Source organism: Candidatus Symbiopectobacterium sp. NZEC151 (genome assembly GCF_025962655.1).
In the GTDB taxonomy this organism is placed as follows: Bacteria; Pseudomonadota; Gammaproteobacteria; order Enterobacterales; family Enterobacteriaceae; genus Symbiopectobacterium.
Map to the genome: position 1 here is coordinate 19,664 of NZ_JAGFPE010000010.1, position 21,958 is coordinate 41,621.

Annotated in this window: 19 protein-coding genes; 5 read left to right on the forward strand and 14 right to left on the reverse strand. The window is 55.6% G+C overall.

Features of this window, described 5'->3' with window-relative positions; translation table 11 throughout:
- Positions 1-24: 24 nt before the first annotated feature.
- From miaA to nnr, 5 genes are read right to left on the reverse strand one after another with little or no spacing between them, the layout of a single operon-like run.
- The gene (miaA, locus tag J5067_RS21955; RefSeq protein ID WP_264652015.1) at positions 25-969 is read right to left on the reverse strand and encodes a tRNA (adenosine(37)-N6)-dimethylallyltransferase MiaA; all 945 of its coding nucleotides are present in this window, start codon (positions 967-969) and stop codon (positions 25-27) included.
- Complete coding sequence (gene mutL, locus J5067_RS21960) at positions 966-2,879, reverse strand: DNA mismatch repair endonuclease MutL (RefSeq protein ID WP_264652016.1); 1,914 nt, start codon at positions 2,877-2,879, stop codon at positions 966-968. Before mutL ends, miaA begins: the two co-directional genes overlap by 4 nt.
- Positions 2,880-2,921: 42 nt before the next feature.
- Entirely contained in the window at positions 2,922-4,619 is a 1,698-nt protein-coding gene (gene amiB, locus J5067_RS21965) for an N-acetylmuramoyl-L-alanine amidase AmiB (protein ID WP_264652017.1), read from the reverse strand.
- Positions 4,616-5,098 carry a tRNA (adenosine(37)-N6)-threonylcarbamoyltransferase complex ATPase subunit type 1 TsaE gene (gene tsaE / locus J5067_RS21970; protein ID WP_264644455.1) on the reverse strand — a complete coding sequence of 161 codons (483 nt, stop codon included), beginning with the start codon at positions 5,096-5,098 and terminating at the stop codon, positions 4,616-4,618. Before tsaE ends, amiB begins: the two co-directional genes overlap by 4 nt.
- The gene (gene nnr, locus J5067_RS21975) at positions 5,095-6,621 is read right to left on the reverse strand and encodes a bifunctional ADP-dependent NAD(P)H-hydrate dehydratase/NAD(P)H-hydrate epimerase (protein WP_264652018.1); all 1,527 of its coding nucleotides are present in this window, start codon (positions 6,619-6,621) and stop codon (positions 5,095-5,097) included. Before nnr ends, tsaE begins: the two co-directional genes overlap by 4 nt.
- Before the next feature lie 202 nt (positions 6,622-6,823).
- Between nnr and queG the strand changes: the two genes are divergently transcribed.
- Positions 6,824-7,963 carry a tRNA epoxyqueuosine(34) reductase QueG gene (gene queG / locus J5067_RS21980; RefSeq protein ID WP_264644453.1) on the forward strand — a complete coding sequence of 380 codons (1,140 nt, stop codon included), beginning with the start codon at positions 6,824-6,826 and terminating at the stop codon, positions 7,961-7,963.
- A 429-nt stretch (positions 7,964-8,392) separates the two neighbouring features.
- On the opposite strand, the gene J5067_RS21985 is transcribed toward queG, so the two are convergent.
- The 4 genes from J5067_RS21985 to J5067_RS22000 are packed head-to-tail and all read right to left on the reverse strand — an operon-like array spanning position 8,393 to position 11,734.
- Positions 8,393-9,064, reverse strand: a complete 672-nt coding sequence (locus J5067_RS21985; protein ID WP_264644452.1) for a methionine ABC transporter permease — start codon at positions 9,062-9,064, stop codon at positions 8,393-8,395.
- Positions 9,049-9,843: a methionine ABC transporter ATP-binding protein gene (locus J5067_RS21990; protein ID WP_264644451.1), complete on the reverse strand. Its 795-nt coding sequence runs from the start codon at positions 9,841-9,843 to the stop codon at positions 9,049-9,051. The genes J5067_RS21985 and J5067_RS21990 overlap by 16 nt, the downstream gene beginning before the upstream one ends.
- A complete protein-coding gene (locus J5067_RS21995; RefSeq protein ID WP_264652019.1) occupies positions 9,840-10,652 on the reverse strand; it encodes a MetQ/NlpA family ABC transporter substrate-binding protein in 813 nt (270 codons plus the stop codon). The genes J5067_RS21990 and J5067_RS21995 overlap by 4 nt, the downstream gene beginning before the upstream one ends.
- Positions 10,653-10,702: 50 nt before the next feature.
- Entirely contained in the window at positions 10,703-11,734 is a 1,032-nt protein-coding gene (locus J5067_RS22000) for an isopenicillin N synthase family oxygenase (RefSeq protein ID WP_264644449.1), read from the reverse strand.
- A gap of 580 nt (positions 11,735-12,314) precedes the next feature.
- Here J5067_RS22000 and J5067_RS22005 point away from each other — a divergent pair.
- A complete protein-coding gene (locus J5067_RS22005; RefSeq protein WP_264652020.1) occupies positions 12,315-13,682 on the forward strand; it encodes a cystathionine beta-synthase in 1,368 nt (455 codons plus the stop codon).
- A 27-nt stretch (positions 13,683-13,709) separates the two neighbouring features.
- On the forward strand, positions 13,710-14,864 hold the full coding sequence (locus J5067_RS22010) for a PLP-dependent aspartate aminotransferase family protein (protein WP_264652021.1): 1,155 nt from the start codon (positions 13,710-13,712) through the stop codon (positions 14,862-14,864).
- 10 nt (positions 14,865-14,874) lie between these two features.
- On the opposite strand, the gene J5067_RS22015 is transcribed toward J5067_RS22010, so the two are convergent.
- Positions 14,875-15,441 (reverse strand): TetR/AcrR family transcriptional regulator, encoded by a 567-nt coding sequence (locus J5067_RS22015; protein WP_264628040.1) that lies wholly within the window; start codon positions 15,439-15,441, stop codon positions 14,875-14,877.
- Positions 15,442-15,566: 125 nt separating this feature from the next.
- On the opposite strand from J5067_RS22015, the gene J5067_RS22020 reads away from it, so the two are divergent.
- Positions 15,567-16,772 (forward strand): MFS transporter, encoded by a 1,206-nt coding sequence (locus J5067_RS22020; RefSeq protein WP_264652022.1) that lies wholly within the window; start codon positions 15,567-15,569, stop codon positions 16,770-16,772.
- A 116-nt stretch (positions 16,773-16,888) separates the two neighbouring features.
- Positions 16,889-17,410 carry an acireductone dioxygenase gene (locus tag J5067_RS22025; protein ID WP_264644444.1) on the forward strand — a complete coding sequence of 174 codons (522 nt, stop codon included), beginning with the start codon at positions 16,889-16,891 and terminating at the stop codon, positions 17,408-17,410.
- Between the two features lie 42 nt (positions 17,411-17,452).
- Here J5067_RS22025 and J5067_RS22030 read toward each other — a convergent pair whose 3' ends face one another.
- From J5067_RS22030 to J5067_RS22045, 4 genes are all read right to left on the reverse strand, one after another.
- Positions 17,453-18,808, reverse strand: coding sequence for an MFS transporter (locus J5067_RS22030; RefSeq protein WP_264644443.1), 1,356 nt, complete (start codon positions 18,806-18,808; stop codon positions 17,453-17,455).
- 313 nt (positions 18,809-19,121) lie between these two features.
- Positions 19,122-19,880 carry a DeoR/GlpR family DNA-binding transcription regulator gene (locus J5067_RS22035; RefSeq protein ID WP_264627993.1) on the reverse strand — a complete coding sequence of 253 codons (759 nt, stop codon included), beginning with the start codon at positions 19,878-19,880 and terminating at the stop codon, positions 19,122-19,124.
- Positions 19,881-20,014: 134 nt separating this feature from the next.
- Positions 20,015-21,001 (reverse strand): aldo/keto reductase, encoded by a 987-nt coding sequence (locus tag J5067_RS22040; RefSeq protein ID WP_264644442.1) that lies wholly within the window; start codon positions 20,999-21,001, stop codon positions 20,015-20,017.
- A 6-nt stretch (positions 21,002-21,007) separates the two neighbouring features.
- On the reverse strand, positions 21,008-21,958 hold the full coding sequence (locus J5067_RS22045) for a carbohydrate kinase family protein (RefSeq protein WP_264652023.1): 951 nt from the start codon (positions 21,956-21,958) through the stop codon (positions 21,008-21,010).

The window sequence follows — 21,958 nt, forward strand, 5'->3', positions numbered from 1 at the left end:
ATGCGCGCATAATAAACCCGCACATCAAGGTGCCTGTACCACCGCCATCACACGTTCAAACGCATCCTGCGGTTTTTCACTGTCCAACCAATGAACGCCGTCCCAACCGCGCAACCAGGTCATTTGACGTTTCGCCAACTGACGTGTCGCACAGATACCCCGGAACACCATCTCATCGTAATCAAACTCGCCGGATAAATATGACCACATCTGGCGATAACCAACACAACGAACAGACGGCAAATCCTGATGTAAATCGCCCCGGGCAAAGAGCGAACGGACTTCCGCCTCAAATCCTGCCGCCAGCATCTGCTGAAAACGCAGCGCGATACGCTCGTGCAACAACTCGCGCGTCACCGGTGCGATGGCAAACTGATGCACACGGTAAGGCAACGCCTCACCCGCTGTTTTTGTCAGCTCGGTTAAAGTGTTACCTGAAACGAAAAAAACTTCCAGTGCCCGACACAGTCTCTGCGGATCATTTGGATGAATCCGAGCCGCTGCAACGGGATCAATCTCACACAATTGGCGGTGCAGTGCTTCCCACCCTTGCTCACGCGCCTGCGCTTCGATGCGCTCACGCACGGCCATGTCGGCTGACGGCAGCGGTGACAATCCCTCCAGCAGCGCCTTAAAGTACAACATGGTTCCCCCCACCAGCAGGGGAATGCGCCCGGCAGCGGTAATCTCCGCCATCTCCCGTAACGCATCGCGGCGGAAATCCGCGGCGGAATACGCCTGCGTCGGATCGAGAATATCAATCAGACGGTGTGGAGCCTGAGCCAACTCTTCGGCGCTGGGTTTGGCGCTGCCAATATCCATACCTTTATAGATAAGGGCAGAGTCTACACTAATCAACTCAACGGGCAACGATTGTCGCAACGCCATCGCCAGCGCGGTTTTTCCTGACGCGGTCGGCCCCATGATAAAAATCGCCGGGGGAAGGGCCGCGTTCACTAATTCAGTCATACTTTCAAAGCCTTAATGGCATCTTCCACGCTAACCCGCTGCAACAGCGATGCGGGCGGCTGTTTTGGCAGTTCCGGACAAAGGCGCTCTATTTCTGTTAACAGTTGTATCGCCTGCGCCTGGCTCCAACGTTCGTGGTCGCTGTGCAGTTGCTCCGACAACCAGGTCGCCAGTTGCTCAGGCGTGCACGCAGGTTGCAACGCAAGATAGCCTAACAGTTCAGAGATCAAGTTTTGTAAATTTTGTTGGCGCAATGGTAAAGGTACAGCGCGCAGTAGCGCTCTCTGGGATTCCAACGCGATATCGATACCAAACTGCGCCAATAGTGCCTGATGATGAAGCAGCGCTTCGCGTTCATTTTTTTCCACCGTCAAGCGTTGTGGAATCAGCAGCGGTTGCGGACGTAATCCTTGTTCCGGCGGCAACAGTTGCGTGCGCTTAAGGTAACGCTCGGCGTGCGTCAATGACACCACCGCCAATCCGTGCTGATACTCCACCAGCGCGAAACTGGGCGCAAACACGGTTAACAGACGGCCGAAGCCTTGAGTCACGCTGACCGGATCCACATCCGGCACAGCCGCTGGCACGGCCGTATCGCCAGGTTCTTGAACGGTTTCCGCTACGGACGCCGGTTTCAATAAAGTCTGGTAAAGCTCACCCTGTTTTTTCTGGTAGGGTGCGCCAGTGAGGGGCATAGGCCCTCGCCCTTGCGTTTGAGAGCCGCGCGACGGATAGGCCGGGACACTCTCCTTCATCTGGCGCACCGAAATGTCTGCAGTTTTCGCTGGCGCATGCTCCACCGTGCGTGCGGGCTGCGCAAATTGATTTTCCCCTGCGGCGATGCGATTTTCCGGCTGCCATGCGATGGTCCCGGTTGCGGCGTCAGGGGCCACGGTCGCCAACGGCAGCTCAGACGCCTGCTGTAATACGCTCACCACCGCCTGATAGATAAAATCATGCACCAGCCGCGACTGATGGAAACGCACTTCATGCTTGGCCGGATGCACGTTGACGTCAACCTGGTGCGGGTCCACTTCAAGAAACAGCAGGTAGGCGGGCTGCTGCTCACCGTGCAAACTGTCTTGATAAGCCTGACGGATAGCGTGATTGATCAACCGATCGCGCATCATGCGCTGATTGACATAGCAATACTGCATGTCGGTCAGTTGTTTTGCGCCCTCGGGCTCAACCACCCAGCCGTGGATGGACAAATCACCGTGCTGCCAGGAAATCCGCAGCGCGTGCTGCAAAAACAGCGGCCCGCAAATGTTGCCAACGCGGCGCTCATGCTGCGAGGCGTCCAGCGCGGCACGGTATTGGCGGATCGTTTTACCATTATGGTTGAGGGTGATCGCCACATCGAAGCGCGCCAGCGCAATGCGTCGCACCACTTCATCAATATGCGCGAATTCTGTCTTTTCTGTGCGCATGAATTTGCGCCGCGCGGGGGTGTTGTAGAACAGATCGAGCACTTCCAGCGTGGTGCCCACCGGATGCGCTGCCGGTTTTACCGTCACCGCCATATCACGGCCTTCCGCGTAGGCCTGCCAGGCTTCGTTCTGCTCCGCCGTACGAGACGTCAACGTTAAGCGTGAAACGGAACTGATACTCGCCAGCGCCTCACCGCGAAAACCTAAGCTGATAATGGCTTCGAGATCGTCCAACGTGGCAATTTTGCTGGTTGCATGACGCGCCAGCGCCAAGGCCAGATCGTCTTTGCCGATTCCCGTGCCGTTATCACGAATCCGAATGCGTTTTGCCCCGCCGCGATCGATATCGATATCAATTCGGGTCGCCCCGGCATCGAGACTGTTCTCCACCAGTTCCTTCACCACGGAAGCGGGGCGTTCCACCACTTCTCCGGCGGCAATCTGGTTAGCCAGTTGGGGAGGCAGAACCTGAATCGGCATGCGAGTTCCTCTGTTATGGACGCACCAGCGTCGCGAACGGCATCAGGCTGACGGGATGATCAGCGTCTGCCCAAGTTGTACCGTGCCGGACGTCATGTCATTGGCACGTTGGATCTCCTTCATACTTACACCATATCGCATGGCGATGGCACTCAGGCTATCTCCTTTTACCACTTTATGCTTGACCGGAACGGCGGTGCGCGTCACTGCGGCCGGTGCCGTCGATGTGCGAACCCCCGCCGGAATACGCAGTTTCTGCCCCACCCATACGCCGTCTTTTTTCAGATTATTCTCACTGCGCAACGCCGCCATGCTGACGCCATAACGCGCGGCAATCCCTGAAAGTGACTCACCGCGCGCCACGGTATGGCGCGTGGCCTCGGTTCTACCGGATGCTGATGTGCTGCTGGATGCCGACGTGGTGGGCGTCGCGGCCTTACGGTTGACCGGCTGTACGACCGGTCGATTTTCCTGCTTTGGGACGGATTGTACTGGATGCGACTGGAAATAGCTGCGCAACCCCCGGTAGATCGCCGTGGCGATTTTATCCTGATAATCGCTGCTTCCCAGCAGGCGCTCTTCAGTCAGGTTGCTGATAAAGCCGGTTTCCACCAGCAACGAGGGAATATCCGGCGATCGCAGCACGCCCAGGCTGGCGTGTTCCGGGCGGCGTTTGTGCAACGACCCGACGCGCTGCATTTCCTGCAACACTTTGACTGCCACGTCATAACCGACGCGCTGAGAGTGACCAAACTGCAAATCCAGCACCGCTTGGCTCAGGTAAGGGTCTGCACTGTTGTTTGCCAGCAGATCGCCTGCCCCACCGAGCAGTTCCGACTGTTTCTCGTGCTGTTCCAGCCAGTTAGCCATTTCGCTATTCGCGCGCCGATTGGAGAGCACCCATACAGAAGCACCGGAGGCCCCACGGTTTGGTGCCGCATCCGCGTGAATGGAGACCAGCAGGTTGGCACCTTGCTTACGCGCCACGTCGGAGCGCCCCATGACAGAGATAAAGTAATCGCCGTCACGCGTCATCACCCCTTTAAAATTAGGATCGCTATTGAGCAAGGTATGCAATTTGCGCCCAATCGCCAGCGTCACGTTTTTCTCGCGCAAGCCAGAAGGCCCAATGGCACCGGGGTCCTGCCCACCATGCCCGGCATCAATGGCGACGACCACCGGTTCGCTGGCACCGCTGGAACGTGGCGTTGCTGCACGCGCGGAGGCATTGCTGTTCACCACCACGGTAGGTTTGTTATTAAACGGATTGCCACCCGATTCAACCGGGGCCGTGTTACGGGTTTCACGCGTTGCGGGAGTCGACGATGGCGCTTTTGCCACCTTCGCTTTCTGTTGCCCAGCAACGGTAAACACCACGTTAAACCCCGCGCCAGCTTTCTGTGTCGAAGCGCGCGTTTTGGCCGGTTGGGTCAAATCCAGCACCAGTCGCAGGCTCTGTGCATCTTTCGCCTGACTGGTACGAATGCGTTTGATAATGTTTTGCCCGCTGAACTCGAGCGGTAACCCTTGAACCACACCGGTCTGGCGGATGTCTATCACCACCCGATCCGGGTTGTTGAGCGGGAAAAAGGCATAGATCGGTTGTCCGCTAAAATTCAGGCTGACCGTCGCCTGATTATCGCCGTTTTCCACCTTGATATCAGAGAGGTTGGCAGCCCAACCCGTACTGGCCAGCAGCAGCCCAGCCCACATCACCAGAGCGAGCACGCGTTTCATCATGGCGTTTCACTCTCCGGCAGAGAAGAGATCTGCGTCAGGATACGTTCACCCAGCGCCGATATGGCGATCAACTGCGCGTGCCGCCCTTGCGCTTCATAGTTCAGATGCACTTCGAGATCGGCGCCAGGAAGAATGCCTTCGCCCTGCTGAGGCCACTCAATCAGGCAGATGGCATCCTGCGTCACGTAGTCGCGGATCCCCATAAACTCCAGCTCTTCAGGATCGGCCAGACGGTAAAGGTCGAAATGATACACCGCCAACGGTGACAGCGCGTAAGGCTCCACCAGCGTATAGGTGGGGCTTTTCACGTTGCCCTGATGGCCGCGCGCCTGAAGGAAGCCGCGACTGAACGTGGTTTTACCCGCGCCCAGATCGCCAAAAAGATAAATGCTGCACGCGCTGTCGCAGGCGTGCGCCAACGATGCCCCTAATGCGATGGTAGCTGCCTCATCCGGCAGCGGAAAATCTACTTTTTTCATTCTGTCTTTTCTAAGGGTATCCACTCAGGATTAACATAGCGGGACAATACTGGCATCAAATCAGTTGCCAACATCCCTCGCGTGCCGCGCTGCTCGGCCAGCGCATCGGCCGCCGCGCCGTGCACCACACATCCGGCGCAAGCCGCTGCATAGCGTGACAATTTTTGTCCAAGCAATGCACCAATAATACCAGACAACACGTCGCCCATGCCGCCACTCGCCATGCCCGGATTACCGACATCAACCAGCGCCAGCGCATCAGACTCATCGGCAATCACAGTACCCGCCCCTTTTAGCACCACCGTGCCGCCATAGCGTTGTACCAGTCTCTGGGCAGCAAGTAAGCGATCGCTTTCAATCTCCGCCACTCGGCAATTCAGCAGGCGCGCTGCTTCCCCTGGATGTGGGGTTAAAATACGATTTTGACGTTTAAAAGGGCTCATTGCCAGCAGGTTTAGCGCATCCGCGTCCCATAGCATGGGTTTGTTACAATTTTCCACGGCGCGCAGTGCACTTTTCGCCCAGCCATCTTGCCCCAGTCCCGGACCAATCACCACCACATCAGCCCAGTCAAGCCCTTCACGCAGGCTGGCATCACTCAGCGCTTGCACCATCAGTTCAGGGCGCGCCATCAGCAGCGCCGCCGCGTACTGCATGTGAGTGAGTACTCGCACCAACCCCGCCCCGCTGCGCAATGCGGCTTCTCCCGCCATCGCAATCGCGCCCCCCATGCCGGCATTGCCCCCCACCAGCAGCACTCGGCCATGATCGCCTTTGTGTGCCAGCGGTGAACGGGGCGTCAGCCAGCCCGGTAAATGTTCACGGGATAAACGTCGCATCGGCGCGGAATGCTGCTGTAACCAACTGGACAGGCCCAAATCCGCATAACGTAGCGTGCCGACACAAGCGCGTGCCCTGCCCGTCAGCAACCCCGGTTTTAGCGCAATAAAGGTGACTGTGCAGGCAGCGACGATCGTCTCTCCGGCACAGGCACCGGTTTGCGCATTCAATCCAGAAGGGATATCCAGCGCCAGCACCGGCGCACCGTGGGCATTAGCGCGTGCGATCAGCGCATCATAAGGAGCACGCGGCGCGGAGGATAACCCAGTCCCGAGCAGGCCGTCGATAATCAAATCGATTCCGTCAGGCCAGGGGGCGTCGGGCGTCAATGCCATATCGCCCTCCTTCTGCCATGTCGCGTAAGCACACTGTGCTTCCTCTGGCAGAGGGCGTGCCGCCCTGCACGCGACCACGGTGGTTTCAATCCCAGCAGCGCGCGCAAGCGTGGCTACCACATAGCCATCGCCGCCGTTGTTGCCATGCCCACACAACACCAGCCAGCGGCGCGCATTCGGGTAACGGTGACGGGCGTATTGGTAAGCGGCCTCTCCGGCACGTTGCATCAACGCATAAAGCGTGGTTCCCGTTTGCCGCGCGGCGTCAGGTTCTTCACGACGCAGCCAGTCGGGTGGATAAACGCAGTCTGGTAGCCTTCGCTGATGCGCAGGTATGGTATGCGGCATGAGTTCCTCCCGGGCAACATAAGCGCTTGTCGCAAAAACGGATAACGCATGGTTATCTTTATGTCTCAACTTAGCAAGGTCTGAAACCGGCTGCCAGAAACCGATAGGATAAATGTCGCATGGCACCGGTGCTTTCAGCGCACAGACGTCCGTCAGACGATGTGATAAAATAAGACCGTTTATCTCTTCGATACGGTTCCTCATGACTTATCCCTACGACCTTAACCAACTCGCCCAGCACATCAAACAGTGGGGACGTGAATTGGGCTTTCAGCAGGTAGGGATCTGCGATACCGACCTTTCCCACGAAGAGCCACGGCTTCAGGCGTGGCTGGATAAGCAGTACCACGGTGAAATGGCGTGGATGGCGCGCCACGGTATGCTGCGTGCGCGCCCTCATGAGCTGTTGCCCGGCACGCTGCGCGTTATCAGCGTGCGCATGAACTATCTGCCCGCCAAAGCGGCCTTCGCCAAAACCCTGAACAACCCGACGCTCGGTTACGTTAGCCGTTACGCGCTGGGGCGTGATTACCACAAACTGTTGCGCCAGCGGCTGAAAAAGTTGGGTGAGCGGATACAGGAACATTGCGGCAGCCTGCAATTTCGCCCCTTCGTCGATTCTGCACCGATTATGGAACGCCCGTTGGCGGCCAAGGCTGGGCTGGGTTGGGTGGGTAAACACTCACTGATCCTCAATCGCGAAGCGGGCTCCTGGTTTTTCCTCGGGGAACTGCTTATCGATCTGCCATTGCCGGTCGATCAACCGCTGGAAGAACAGTGCGGACGCTGCGTTGCTTGCATGACAACCTGCCCGACCGGGGCCATCGTCGCGCCTTACACCGTAGATGCCCGACGCTGCATCTCCTACCTGACCATTGAGCTGGAAGGCGTTATCCCCGAAGCATTTCGCCCGCTGATGGGCAACCGTATCTACGGTTGTGATGATTGCCAACTGATTTGCCCCTGGAACCGTTTTTCCCAGCTTACCGATGAAGATGATTTTAGCCCGCGCGCCGCGCTGCATACGCCTGCGTTACTGGATCTGTTTGGGTGGGATGAGGCAAAATTTCTGCGCATCACGGAAGGTTCAGCCATCCGCCGCATCGGCCACGAGCGCTGGTTGCGCAATATCGCCGTGGCGCTGGGGAATGCCCCCTATGAGGAAAATGTTGTGCTAGCCTTACAAGCGCGACTCGGGCAGAGCGCGCTGATCGATGAGCATATTCACTGGGCGATTGAGCAGCAATTGGCACGCCGTGCCGCTCAATCTATCGACGTGCAGTTGCCGCAGAAAAAACGGCTTATTCGTGCTATTGAAAAAGGACTACCGCGCGATGCCTGAGGTGTTTCCAGCCGGTCATATCATCCTGGCCCGCCCTGTGCATAAATATAAAACTCCTTGCCAATCAATCCATGAAGAAAGTGCAAGTGATCGCCTTAACATTTTGATAAGTTATTTTTATCAATAAATATCAATAAGATATAAATATACTTTTGACAATCTTGCCACAGATCATTTTATGCAAGCAAAGCGCAGCCTGTGGATAAGTCTGTTAAGAAAATTATGAGATTTTATATTACATGAAACGCAAAAGAGAGGAGTAAACACTTTGACGCCTGAAAATACGCTGCACAAAAAATAGCCTACTACGCGAGCGGGACGCAATTGTGGACTGGTTAGTCTCGGAGCACAAGCGATTTATCTTTCATCTGCGATTAAACGCCTAAAATATAATCACAGAAACGATCTTGCGCCACACCAACGATCGGATCATCGTCGATGCGCCAAGGCACGCACCAGACGATCGCCGATCGATTGTACGCCTTGTACCAAAATCACCAATACCACCACCGTACCCACCATTACCTGATCGTTAAAACGCTGATAGCCGTAGCGGATCGCCAGATCGCCCAACCCGCCGCCGCCGATCACGCCCGCCATGGAAGAGAATCCGATCAACAACACCACCGTTAAGGTCACGCCTGCCAGGAGGGTTGGCAGCGCTTCTGGCAGCAACACTTTGCCGATCACGTGCCAGAGCGATCCGCCCATTGACTGGATCGCCTCGATACGCCCACGCTCAACCTCATCCAGCGCATTTTCCACTACACGGGCAAAAAAGGGAAAAGCCCCGATGGTGATCGGTACGATCGCCGCCGTACTCCCAAGCGTGGTGCCCACGATCAGACGGGTCAACGGGATCAGCGCAATCAACAACACCACAAACGGTAACGATCGGCCAACGTTGATCACCGCGCCCAGCCCCCGGTTTAGCCAGGGCAATGGCGCAACCCCGTCAGGTCGCGTGATAAACAGCACCACGCCCAACGGCAGGCCAATCAGCACGGTAAACAGCGCTGCCACACCCACCATGTACCCAGTCTCTAATGTGGCATCCCACATCAGCGCAATAAATTCATCCCAACTCAGGCGACCCTGCATAAGGTACTCCCCTCGACGACGCCGTGACGGCGAAGAAATGCCTGTTCTGCCGCATAATCAGGCAGCAACGCTCTGCGTAGCTGTGAATCCGGCGTCGCGAGCAGCGTCGACAGCGCCCCGCTTTCCACGATCTGGCCTTGCTCCATCAGCGCAGCGTGATCGCAAATGGCTTTTACCACCGCCAGTTCGTGCGTGATCAACACGATCGTCACACCCAACTGACGGTTGATATCTGCCAGTAGCGCCAACACCGATGCTGTGGTTTCAGGATCGAGCGCGCTGGTCGCCTCGTCACACAGCAAATACCTCGGCTTTGCCGCCAACGCACGCGCAATACCGACACGCTGTTGCTGCCCACCGGATAACTGCGAGGGAAAGGCGCGCGCTTTGTCACTGAGCCCCACCCATTCCAGCAATGCGCTTACCCGCGTTTCACGCTCGTGGCGCGCCACCCCGGCTATCTCAAGCGGAACGGCGACGTTGTCATGCACATTACGCGCATGCAGCAGGTTGAAGTGCTGAAAAATCATGCTGGTGCGCAGCCGGTGCTGGCGCAACGCCCGTGAAGAGAGTGACGTAATGTCTTCGCCATCCACCACAATCCGGCCCGATGAGGGCCGTTCTAGCAGATTAAGACAGCGCAGCAGCGAGCTTTTGCCCGCACCGCTACGCCCCAAAATGCCATAAACAGAACCCTCGGGAATCGTCAGCGACACGTCATCCAATGCCGGACGATCGCACCCTGGATAACGTTTTCCCAATTGTTCGATGACGATCATGGCTGCTTGCTCGCCACCGGGATCACCGAGCCGTTATAGCGCTGCGTAATAAAATCTGCGATGGCTTTGGATTCCAGATCGGCCGCCAGCTTTTTAATGCGCGGATCGTTTTGCAGGGCGGGCGTCGTCACCAATATGTTGGCATACGGGTTATGCTCTGCGCGTTCTAATCCCAACGCATCCTTGGCCGGAACCAGCCCCGCTTCCAGCGCATAGTTGCCGTTGATCACCGCCAGATCGACATCGTCCAGCGAGCGCGGGATCTGCGCCGCTTCCACTTCTTTGATCTTCAGCTTCTTCGGATTTTCCGCGATATCTTTCGGTGTTGCCTTATCCTTGGCGGGATCGCTGTAGCCCGGTTTCAGTTTCACCAGCCCCTGGCTTTGTAATAGATAGAGCGCGCGGCTGAGGTTGGTGACATTGTTCGGTACGGCTACCGTGCCGCCTTCTGGCACGTCGCTAAAGCTTTTGTGCTTACGTGAGTAAACGCCCAACGGCTCCACGTGCACGGTAGCGGCAACCACAAACTGTTTCCCTAACGCTTTTTCCTGATCGCGCAGATAGGGCACGTGTTGGAAATAGTTGGCATCCACATCACCATGCGCCAGCAGTTCGTTGGCGTTAACGCCGCTGGTCAGCTCGATCACTTTCAGTGAGTTTTGGGGATCAATTTTCTGCACCTGTGCCAGGATCTCACTGTGGGGCACCGGATCGGCAGCCACGCGCAGCGCCTGCGACGCGGAGGCAGAGAAGGTCACGCTAACGGCCAATGCAACACTGCTGACAAAAAATGCGACACGCTTATTCATACAGGCTTCCTTTTATCGCTTCGTTTTAAGTATTGGGGTATAGAAAAGCGTCAGTGAGCGGCGAGTTCCGCTTTCGCTACCACATCGGCGTAATAACGCTGTGCAACATCAGGGTGCGAACGCAGCCGCCCTTTTAGGTAGTTCCAGCCCACATCACGCAACAACGGATTGTGTGGATCGCTGGTAGGCCCTTGCGCCAGACGCGCCACCTGTGGAGGCAGTTGATACACCGGTACCACCGCATCCAACTGTGCGCCGAGGAAGAACGCAATGGAGAGGCGCTCCTGCCCGGCTGGCGGTGAGACCACACGGTGCACCGTGGCACGCAAATAGCCATTGGTTGCCAGTTCCAGCAGTTCGCCAATATTCACGACGAAAGAACCCGGCAGCGGCGGCGCATCAATCCAGCGATCGGGAGCCACCTCGACCTGTAAACCGGCCTGCTCATCCTGCAACAGGAAGCTCAGGAAGCCTGAATCCTTGTGTGCGCCCACACCTTGCTGGCTGCCCTGCGCCGATTGCCCCGGATAACGAATCAGCTTGATGTGTTCGTTGGGCTTTTCACCGTACAGTGCATCAAAGGTGTGTGGCGCTAACGCCAGCGCCTCAGCAAAAGCACGCAGTAACTGCTGGGCCATAGCGGTCATCGCTTGTTGCCAGGTCAGCAGCGTGGTTTTCAGTGCAGGCTGCGCTTCCGGCCACAAATTGGGACCTTGTAACTGCCACCAGCGTGGATCCTGTGGGGTCAATTGCAGGGCGGCGCGCTCAGCGCCAATGTCAAACTGCTCGCGCCAGTCGGGCTGGTTGCGCGTCAATTCTGCCCCGGCACGGTTGTAGCCGCGAAAATGGGGAGAATGGATCATGGCAACGTGCTGTTTTTCATCATCAGGCAAGGCAAAGAAAGCGCGTGCCTGCTGCTGCAACTGCTGCTGTAGCGTTTCGGGAATACCGTGGTGGGTGAGATAAAAGAAACCGACATCGCGGGCGGCTTCATTGAGCGAGGTTAAAAAAGCCCGCCGCTGCTCGGGGTTGCCGTGCAGGTGTGATAAATCAAGGAGAGGTAATCTGTTTATGGTACTCATTGCGTACTCCATTAATTATTCCATGCTCAACCGGAAAATAAATGCAGGAGCAGCAACAACAGCGATAGCCCGTCATGGTTCACCTCATCAGGAAGCGGAGTGATTGCAGAGCGTTCACCGGTACCAGCGCAACGCCCCTATCAGCACAAAGTAAAGAAACTGATGTTTTTCGACATCTGAGATTGCAGACAATCCCTTTTAGGCATGTCCGAGTTTCCCGGCGAATCGCAACGAGGGGCACTCCGGCGGCTTACGCCGCTACGACCCCATCGCCGCACTTCACCTAACAACGGACATTGTCATCAGTCTGAGATATTTTTCGACATCTGATGCTATTAATCCTGAATTGTAGCGACGGGTAAAATACAAAGAGTGGCAAAGTTAAGCAGCGCTTTAGCTTTGGGATAACACCCGCAGAAAAACAACGGTATATCCGTCTACACCGCTATCCTTTCACACATCCTTACGGCCAAAACAGAGTTTTATATCAGGAAAGTGCATATTCATGGGATTTTTATTTATTTAATTCCCCTTTAACGCAGAAAGTAAGATGCAGCTTTCAGGATTGAGGAGATAAACGATGGCTGCGCCAACGTCCGTACTCTCGCTTATTGGCAATACGCCGCTGCTGGAACTGACCCAATTTGATACCGGCCCGTGCCGCCTGTTCGTCAAGCTGGAAAATCAAAATCCAGGTGGATCCATCAAGGATCGCGTGGCGCTGGCAATGATCGAAGAGGCAGAACAGCAAGGCAGGTTGAAACCGGGTGCGACCATCATTGAGGCCACCGCGGGCAATACTGGTCTGGGGCTGGCACTGGTCGCCGCGCAAAAAGGGTATCGTCTGGTGCTGGTGGTGCCGGACAAAATGAGCCGCGAGAAGATTTTCCACCTGCGTGCACTCGGGGCCGAAGTGCTGTTAACCCGTTCCGATGTCGCCAAGGGACATCCCGACTACTATCAGGACTATGCACAGCGTCTGGCGCACAGCCAGCCTGATGCGTACTACATCGATCAATTCAACAATCCGGCCAACCCGTTAGCTCACTATCGCAGTACCGGACCGGAACTGTGGCGACAAATGGATGAGCAGGTCGATGCCGTGGTGGTCGGCGTTGGGTCCGGCGGCACCCTGGGCGGGCTGGCACGCTATTTTGCAGACGTTTCTCCCGATACCGAATTTGTGCTGGCCGATCCACAAGGTTCGATCCTGACAGACTATGTGCAGCGCGGTGATTACGGCGAAGCAGGAAGCTGGCGCGTGGAAGGTATCGGTGAAGACTTCGTGCCGCCACTGGCGGATTTTCGGCAGGTCAGACACGCCTACGCCATCAGCGATGCAGACGCCTTTGCCAGCGCCCGCGATCTGCTGCGTTTGGAAGGTGTTCTGGCTGGCTCCTCCAGCGGCACCTTGCTGTCTGCCGCATTGCGCTACTGTCAGGCACAGTCTGAGCCGAAACGCGTGGCAACGCTGGTGTGCGACAGCGGCAACAAATACCTGTCGAAAATGTTTAACGACTATTGGCTGCTGGAGCAAGGGCTGATCCAACGCCCACACCTTGGCGATCTGCGCGATCTCATTACCTATCGCCACGACGATCGCGCAACCGTCGCTGTCACGCCCGACGATACGCTGGCAGTGGCTCACGCGCGTATGCGTCTGTACGACATTTCACAGTTGCCCGTGCTGGAGAACGATCATCTGGTCGGCATTCTCGACGAGTGGGATCTGCTCAACAGCGTCAAACAGGACAGCCGTCCTTTCGCACGCCGCGTGCGCGATGCGATGTCGCGCCACGTGCAGACGCTGGCTTATACCGCGTCTCACGATGCCTTGTTAAGCACCTTCGATCGCGGCCACGTCGCAGTGATCGTGGATGGCGATCGCTTTCTCGGCCTGATCACCCGTACCGATGTGCTGAACCATTGGCGTCACACCCTGAACTGATATTTGCCCGCTGCTAAGGAATTTACCATGAGCCGTTTTGATACCCTGACCGTACACGCAGGCTACACGCCCGACGCTACCGGCGCCGTGATGCCAGCCATCTATGCCACCTCGACCTTTGCCCAGACCGCGCCCGGAGAGCACGCTGGCTATGAATACTCGCGCAGTGGCAACCCGACTCGCGCCGCACTGGAGTCCGCCATTGCCAGCCTGGAGAACGGCACGCAGGGCTATGCCTTTGCCTCCGGCCTGGCCGCCAGCGCCACGGTATTGGAATTGCTCGATCACGGCAGCCATATCGTCGCCGTGGACGATCTGTACGGCGGCACCTGGCGTCTGCTGGAAAACGTGCGTAAGCGCAGCGCTGGCCTGAGCGTAAGCTATGTGGAACCGGGCGACAGCGCAGCGCTGGAGCGCGCGGTTACGCCGCAAACCCGGCTTATTTGGGTGGAAACCCCCACCAACCCGCTGCTAAAGCTGGCCGATCTGGCCGCGATCGCCGCGATTGCCCAGCGCCACAACCTGATTAGCGTTGCCGATAACACCTTTGCCTCACCGGTGCTGCAACGCCCGCTCGATCTGGGGTTCGACATTGTGGTGCATTCTGCCACCAAGTATTTGAACGGTCACTCCGACGTGATCGCCGGGCTGGCCGTGGTGGGCAACAACCGCGAGCTGGCAGCCAGACTGGCCTACCTGCACAATGCGGTTGGCGGCGTGCTCGATCCCTTCAGCAGCTTTCTCACGCTGCGCGGTATCCGCACCCTGGCGCTACGCATTCAACGTCACAGTGAGAATGCCCTCACGCTGGCACGCTGGCTGGAACAGCAGCCGCAGGTCGAACAGGTTTATTATCCGGGATTGCTCAGTCATCCGCAGTACGAACTGGCCCAGCGCCAGATGGCAGCGCCTGGCGGCATGATCTCGGTGCGTCTGAAAGGGGATGAAGATCGCGCCCGCCGAGTGATTCAGCGCACTAAAATCTTTACGCTGGCGGAGAGCCTCGGCGGCGTGGAGAGCTTAATCAGCCAACCCTACGCCATGACTCATGCATCGGTGCCGTTGGAAAAACGCTTGGAGAAAGGCATTACACCACAGCTGATTCGCCTCTCGGTCGGCATCGAGAATGCAGAGGATCTGATCGCCGATCTGCATCAGGCGCTATCGGGAGACAACGCCTGATGTCGCACGGCTACGCCTGTTCCGACGGCGTAGCCAATGCCACCAGCAATCGCTGAATATCCTGCGGCGTGGGCGTCTCGCAGGTGAATAAAATGCGGTACATCAGGGGCGCAATGATGCGCTCAATTATCTGTTGTGCGCTGGCTGGCGCTTCGTGTCGCGCCAGTGCGCGCTCACGCATCACCTCCAACTGCTGCGCGGTGAAACCGGCGCACTTGCCCGAGCTTTCATGCCCCGGCGTGCCCAACACATCGCGCAGCATCGCCCGGCCCGGCTCCGAAGCCATCTCTTCGATGTAGGTATTCAGCCAGATCTCAAGATCGCCGGTGAAAGAACCGGTATCCTGCGGCTCGGCATCCGGACGCAGTTTCTCCACCGCCACATCGGCCAGCAGTTGGGGCAAATCCCCCCAGCGCCGATAAAGCGTAGACGGTGTTACCCCCGCGCGTGTCGCAATGGCGGGAATAGTGAGCGCCTGACGCCCCATCTCCTGCTCCAATTCGCGCACCGCCTGGTGAATCGCCGCCTGTACTCGCGCGCTGCGCCCCCCCGGCCGCACACCTTGTGTGATCGCCATCTGTTGCTCCCAGATCGAACAAAAAACGTTTATTGATACCACTAAAGCAAAATATTTGCTTTAGTGGGGAAATCGCTGTAGCGTTGTTAACGCATAATCTTAGCTTTTATACCACAGGACACGCCATGACGGTGATCAGCAATACCGTGATACGCGCCACAACCCGGCGCGATGCACTCACGCTCGCATTACATAGCCTCACGCTGATCGCTTTTATGGCGGCCTCCAGCGTGCCGACGCCGCTCTACCGACTGTATCAGCACGATTGGGGATTTTCCGCGACGCTGCTTACCGTCATCTTCGCAGCCTATGCCTTTGCCCTGCTGTTCGCCCTGTTGATCGCTGGCCGACTTTCCGATCACGTGGGGCGACGCCCGGTGATTGCCGCCGCGCTGCTGCTTAACATCGCCGCCATGCTCTGTTTTCTCTTTGCATCGCATCCTTATGGGCTCGTCGCCGCACGCATCGTACAGGGCTTTGCCACCGGGCTGGCAACCGCTGCGGTGGGTGCCGCTCTGCTGGATGTGCATCCCGAACGCGGATCGCTGGTCAACAGCATTGCACCGCTGACCGGTATGGCCGCCGGTGCAATGCTGAGTTGCGCCCTGCTGGCGTATCAACTGGCACCGCTCCACAGCGGCTATCTGCTGCTGCTCGGCGTATTTGTGCTGCTGTTGATCGGTCTGGCGTGCACGCCGGAAACCGGCCTACGTCGCAGCGGTGCCTGGGCCAGCCTGCGCCCGAGCGTTGCCGTGCCGCCGCAGGCCAGAACCGCTTTTTGGCGCGTGATGCCGGGCAACGTCGCGGTGTGGATGGTGGGCGGGTTCTATCTCTCGCTGATGCCCTCGTTGCTGGCGCAAAATACGCCTGCGGTTTCCCCTTGGCTGAGCGGCATATCCGTCGCAGCCCTGACGCTAAGCGGTGCGGTGGCGATTCTGCTGGCGCGGCGCACTGCCGCCACACCGACACTGCGCGCGGGCGCGCTCTGCCTGATTGTCGGCATGACGCTGATGCTGTTCGCGGTCCATCGCGCCAGCACCGGTTGGCTGCTGGCGGGGGCATGTATCACCGGGTTGGGGTTTGGCATGGCATTCCTCGGTGCGCTGCGTAGCGTGCTTCCGCTGGCAAAGCCACACGAACGCGCCGGCCTCACCGCCGTGTTCTACATCGAAAGCTATTTGGCAAACAGCGTACCCGCCATCATTGCAGGCTACCTGACGCAGCATCTGGGGTTGATCGCCACCACCTATGTATACGGTGGCGTGATCTTGACGCTGGCGACGCTGGCCATCGTACTAACGTTCATCCCGCGGTTAACCAAAGCGAAATAAAATTAACAAAATCATAATAATAAACAACCTGACTGCATAAGTTATAAATAATTCGTCTTGCGATTTATCCCTGTAAAGAGAATGGTTATGGTCTACCTCTTTTGCGGAGAACGCCCATGACCACATTATCCATATTTCAACTGCCGCACACGGCACAGCCCGCTGAGCAACTGGCCGCCTTCGGCGATATCGCCGAGCTGCTGGCGGGTGCCGGAATCCAGCTCGAACGCTGGGAGATTGGCTCGCTGCCCGCAACGGTGGACAGTGACACACTGCTCACTCATTTTCAGCAGGATATTGAGCGCCTCAAACTGCAAGAGGGTTACACCGCCGCCGATGTGATCCGCATTACGCCGGATCACCCCGACAAACAGGCGCTGCGCGAGAAGTTTTTGCAGGAACATACCCACAGCGAAGACGAGGTGCGCTTTTTTGTCACGGGTAGCGGCACGTTCTTCGTTCCGCTGGGCGACAAGGTGTTTCGTTTAACCTGTGAAGCGGGTGATCTGCTGCGCGTTCCGGCCAACACCCGCCACTGGTTTGACTGCGGCGCACAACCGGACTTCACCGCCATCCGTATTTTCACTAATCCGACAGGATGGGTGGGACATTTCACCGGGCAGAAAACCTTCTATTAACGCCTACCGTGCTTTGCCCGGCGTCGCCGGGCGAGCCCCTCTTCACAGCTGCGTGATCTCTTCCAGCGATACCATGCGCGTTTCAATACCAAACACGAAAAGTATCAGTGCGCAGCAAGCCAGCAGCACCCCGAGTACGATAAACACCGTGGTTGAGCCATAGTGCGTTAATAAGCTTGCTACGCCATAAGGGGTAAAGACCGCGACGATGCGCCCCACCGCATTGACAAAACCGGAGCCGCGCAGCCGCATATGGGTAGGCCATAGCTCAGGAATATAAACGGCGGAGGAAAAACAGACATACATGTACAGGAAAAAAATCATCACCAGCCCACAGGAAATAATCCCAAACTCGCTCTTCTGCAAGGAGTAGTAATACCCCAGCAGCGCAATCAAAATTAGCAAGCCGGAACCAAACAGGCGGCGTGGGAACTTATCAATCACCAACGTTGCGAAAAAAATCCCCACAGGCGCGCCAATCATAATGACAGCGGTCATAAATATCGATTTAGTGACGTCAATACCGGAGTTAACAAATATGGTGGGGATCCACACGGTAATGGTATACAGAGAGATGTTCATGGCAATCAGTACGGTAATTGCGACACAGGTTCGCCTTAACATTGTGCCTTTAAACAGATCCCAAAACGATCCCGCTTCACTTATCGGGGTATCAGCAGCATTTACCGTAGGGAGTTGTCTGAGGCTAATCTTCTTTTCATTCTCGATACTTTTTTCAATATCGCGCAGACTGTTCTCCGCCAGATCGGTGTGTCCCTTCCCCGCCAGCCAGCGCGGTGATTCAATAAAATAGACGCGCGAAAGGAACCAGGCAGCCAGCATGCCTAACCCGCCGATCAAAAACATCACGCGCCAGCTCAAGTAGGAGATCACCACCACCCCAATTGCCGCCGACAACATCGGGGCCCAATTGCCCACAAAGGAGAGGCGAGCAGACCATTTTCCGCGAATACTGGCAGGAATAAACTCGGCAAAAGAGGCATAGCCGACCATAATCAACGCCCCCATGCCAATCCCCATCAAACAACGAAACACAATCAACCAATACATATCCGGCACAAAGGCTGCTGCCGTCGCCGATATACCGACAATCAATAAATTCATGCGGAACGCTTTGCGTCTGCCAAGACAGTCGCCAATAAAACCGCCCAACAATGAACCTAGAAAATACCCCAGCATCAATGCGGACGTGAATGCCGCATTCAGGTAGTTGTTAGACCAACCGTTACTAACCAGTTTGGCTAACACCACATTGCCTGAATAACTGAGAAAACCGGTCAGTAATAAACTAAAACCAATAATGCCAAAAATACGATAATGAAACGTAGATACCGGTAAACGATCTAATCTCGTGCCAATGCCATCATGATGTTTCATGTTATTGCCTCAGTGCATTGCCTGGTCATATAAGGCTGATATAACCGTCATACTTCAAGTTGCCTGTGCGTTGGCTGCGTTCGTTCACCCGAATCACTTACCTGAGTAAGCTCATCGGGACTCACTCACTTGCCGCCTTCTTGCAACTCGAATTATTTAGGGTATAACGACAGAGAAGATGTCAGAACTGACAATCAGTATTTCTGTCGCTGTAGGGTATATCGCCTTATTTTTATTAATAATCACTCAGGCAATGCGCAAGGCATAAGATAACATTCACTCGATGTGCTCAATGAATGCGTATTTTACACATTCAAAATATCAGTTTTATATTATTCTTATGGCAAAAATCAACCCATTCATCGCCCGGTGTCTTATCGGTTATAATGTAATTTATATGACTAAAATCCACTAACTTGACGAACGCCTTTTTATCAAACTTCGAATGATCGATAAGCAGCGCCACTTCGGTGGCTTGCTGAATCATCGCCTTTTTGATTTCGGCTTCCGCTTCATTCGAATCAAGCGCACCGCTGTTCATATCCAATCCTTTACAGCTCATCACCATAATATCGACGTGATATTTTCCAATCACTTCTTTGGTAATGCGTCCTTGTAACGACAGCGTATTTTTATTCAGCTCACCGCCTGTCGAAACGACATTGATTTCTGACTGCGCCAATTCATGAAAGGCCTCTGTTGAATTGGTCAGTAGTGTCAGGTCGTTCCTTTCCTTTAACAGCTTTAATAATTCCACCACGGTAGTGCTGGAATCCGCAGCCATGGTTGTTTTGTGTTCGGTAAACGGCAGCGCGTTTAATGCGATAGCCTGTTTTTCTTCAATAAAAGATTTCGCTCTCTTATAGAAGTGCACATTCTCCGTCAGGCTGCTGGCGTTTAATACCGCACCGCCATAGGTTCGGGTGAGATATCCCTCACCTTCTAATTTCTCGAGATCCCGACGAATGGTTTCTTCCGTTACTTGAAAAAGATGACTCAAATGGGTCACGGTGACTTTCTTGTCATTTGCGACCATCTGTTTTATCGATTGAAGTCGATCTTTTGCTGCCACAGTAATACCCCTGTTTCCGTTAACAACATGATATTTGCGTATTATGTCACATACCATATGTACTTTCAAAAAAACATGTCTGAATCACAGAAAAATCATGTCTTTTTATATTGAAACAGAGGTAACTGTCGCGATTAATGTGACTTATCCAACGCTTCAGCCATTTCCCGCATCAGCGCCACATCCCCCTCTTCGAGGTGAATATTCGCCGCTTCCACATTTTCACGCACCTGCTGCGGTGATGTGGCCCCGCTTAAAATAGAAATCAGGTTGCTTTGAGCCAAGATCCAGGCCAGCGCCAGTGTGGGAACGGAGCACTGATACTTCTGGCACAACGGTTGCCATTGTTCCAACATAGCAATGACTCGCGTCATATTGCCCGGCTGGAACCACAGCTTGTTGGCCCGCGCACCGGTGGGAACATAATCGCGCGCAATGGTCCCGGTCAGCAGCCCTTGCTCTAACGGAGAGTAAACCTGCAACACAATGCCATGATGGCGGCACAGCGGCAGCAGATCCTGTTCCACCGCTCTGTCCAGCAGGCTGTATTTCGCCTGAACAATATCGAGATCGCCATATTTCAAATAGCTTTCGATATGGCTGGCATCGACATTGGCAGCACCAATGGCCTTGATTTTCCCTTCTTTCTTCAACGCATTGAGCGCGTCCATGGTTTCAGCGATCGGGGTAAAATACGGCGGCACCGATTGCCAGTGCGTCATGTAGATATCGACAGCCTCAATGTTTAAGCGCCGCAGGCTGGCCTCAATTTCCTCACGGATAGATTCCGGCGACAGGTTTTTATACAGTTGCCGATCGCCCACTTTATTAAACAGGCTGCCTTCGCGCTCCCACACGATGCCGCATTTGGTTTCGACAATCACTTGATCGCGTTTCAGGTAACCCAGCGCTTTGCCAACGATGGTTTCACTGTTGCCAAAGTTGTAACCCGGCGCGGTATCGATCAAATTAATGCCGCAGCGATTCGCTTCAATAATGGTATCGATACAGACCTGTAAATCCAGGTCGCCATTCCACGCAGGGCCGCCACCGATGGCCCACGTCCCCAACCCGATTTGTGAAATATCCAGCCCTGTCCGACCCAACGGTATCATTTTCATTACTGCTTACCCTTCATATTCTTCAAGCAATTGCTCAACCAGTTTTCGATTTTTCACGCCGGTTGTTGCGCCGACGCTTAATACAGAAATCGCCGCCGTGGCGTTGGCAAAACGCGCGCATTCCAGCAAGGTTTTTCCTTCCAGCACACCGGAAATAAACCCGGAAACGAAGTTGTCACCCGCACCAATGGTGTCGATGGCCGTAATGCCTTTCACCGCTGGCACCGAGAGCGATTCCGTGCGCGTTTTAATAAAGCAGCCGTTTTTACCGTGTTTAATCACCACGTTTTTCACGCCACACGCCAGAAAACGATCGGCAATGCTGTCCAGCGAGCTTTCCCCGGTTAATAGCCGCGCTTCGTCATAATTGGGAAACAGGTAATCCACGTAGCTCAGCGCGTCCTGAATATCCTCCAGCCGCTCGCCCAGACGCGGCTTAATCATATCCGCGCAGAGGGTCAGATGATGCGCTTTGGCCTGCTGGAAGATTTTTACCAGCGATTGACCCTCCAACAGCGGGCTATTAAAAATACTGGCCAGTGACAGTAATTTCGCCTCGGGAAAACGGGAGAAATCCACATCGTCAATATTCAACTTCCACAAGCTGCCGTTACAGTTGGTGACAAAGGTGCGCTCACCATCCTCCGTCACCAGGCCGACATTAATCGACGTGTCGATGTGCGTATCCAGCATCAAACTCTGAATATCAATATTTTCCCGACGGCAGGCAGCCAGAATAAAATGCCCCGGCGCATCGTCACCAATACGGCTATTTAACGCCGTTTTATGCCCTAACCGGGAAAGGATGGTCGCTTCATTAATCGCATCCCCCCCGGTCGTCATGGCAATCCGCTCCAGAGGATAAGAGTCAACATCAAAGATATTTTTACTCACCGGCTGTAACGGGATATCGACAATGGCGGCACCAATGCAAATAACATCGATAGGTTGCGCCAT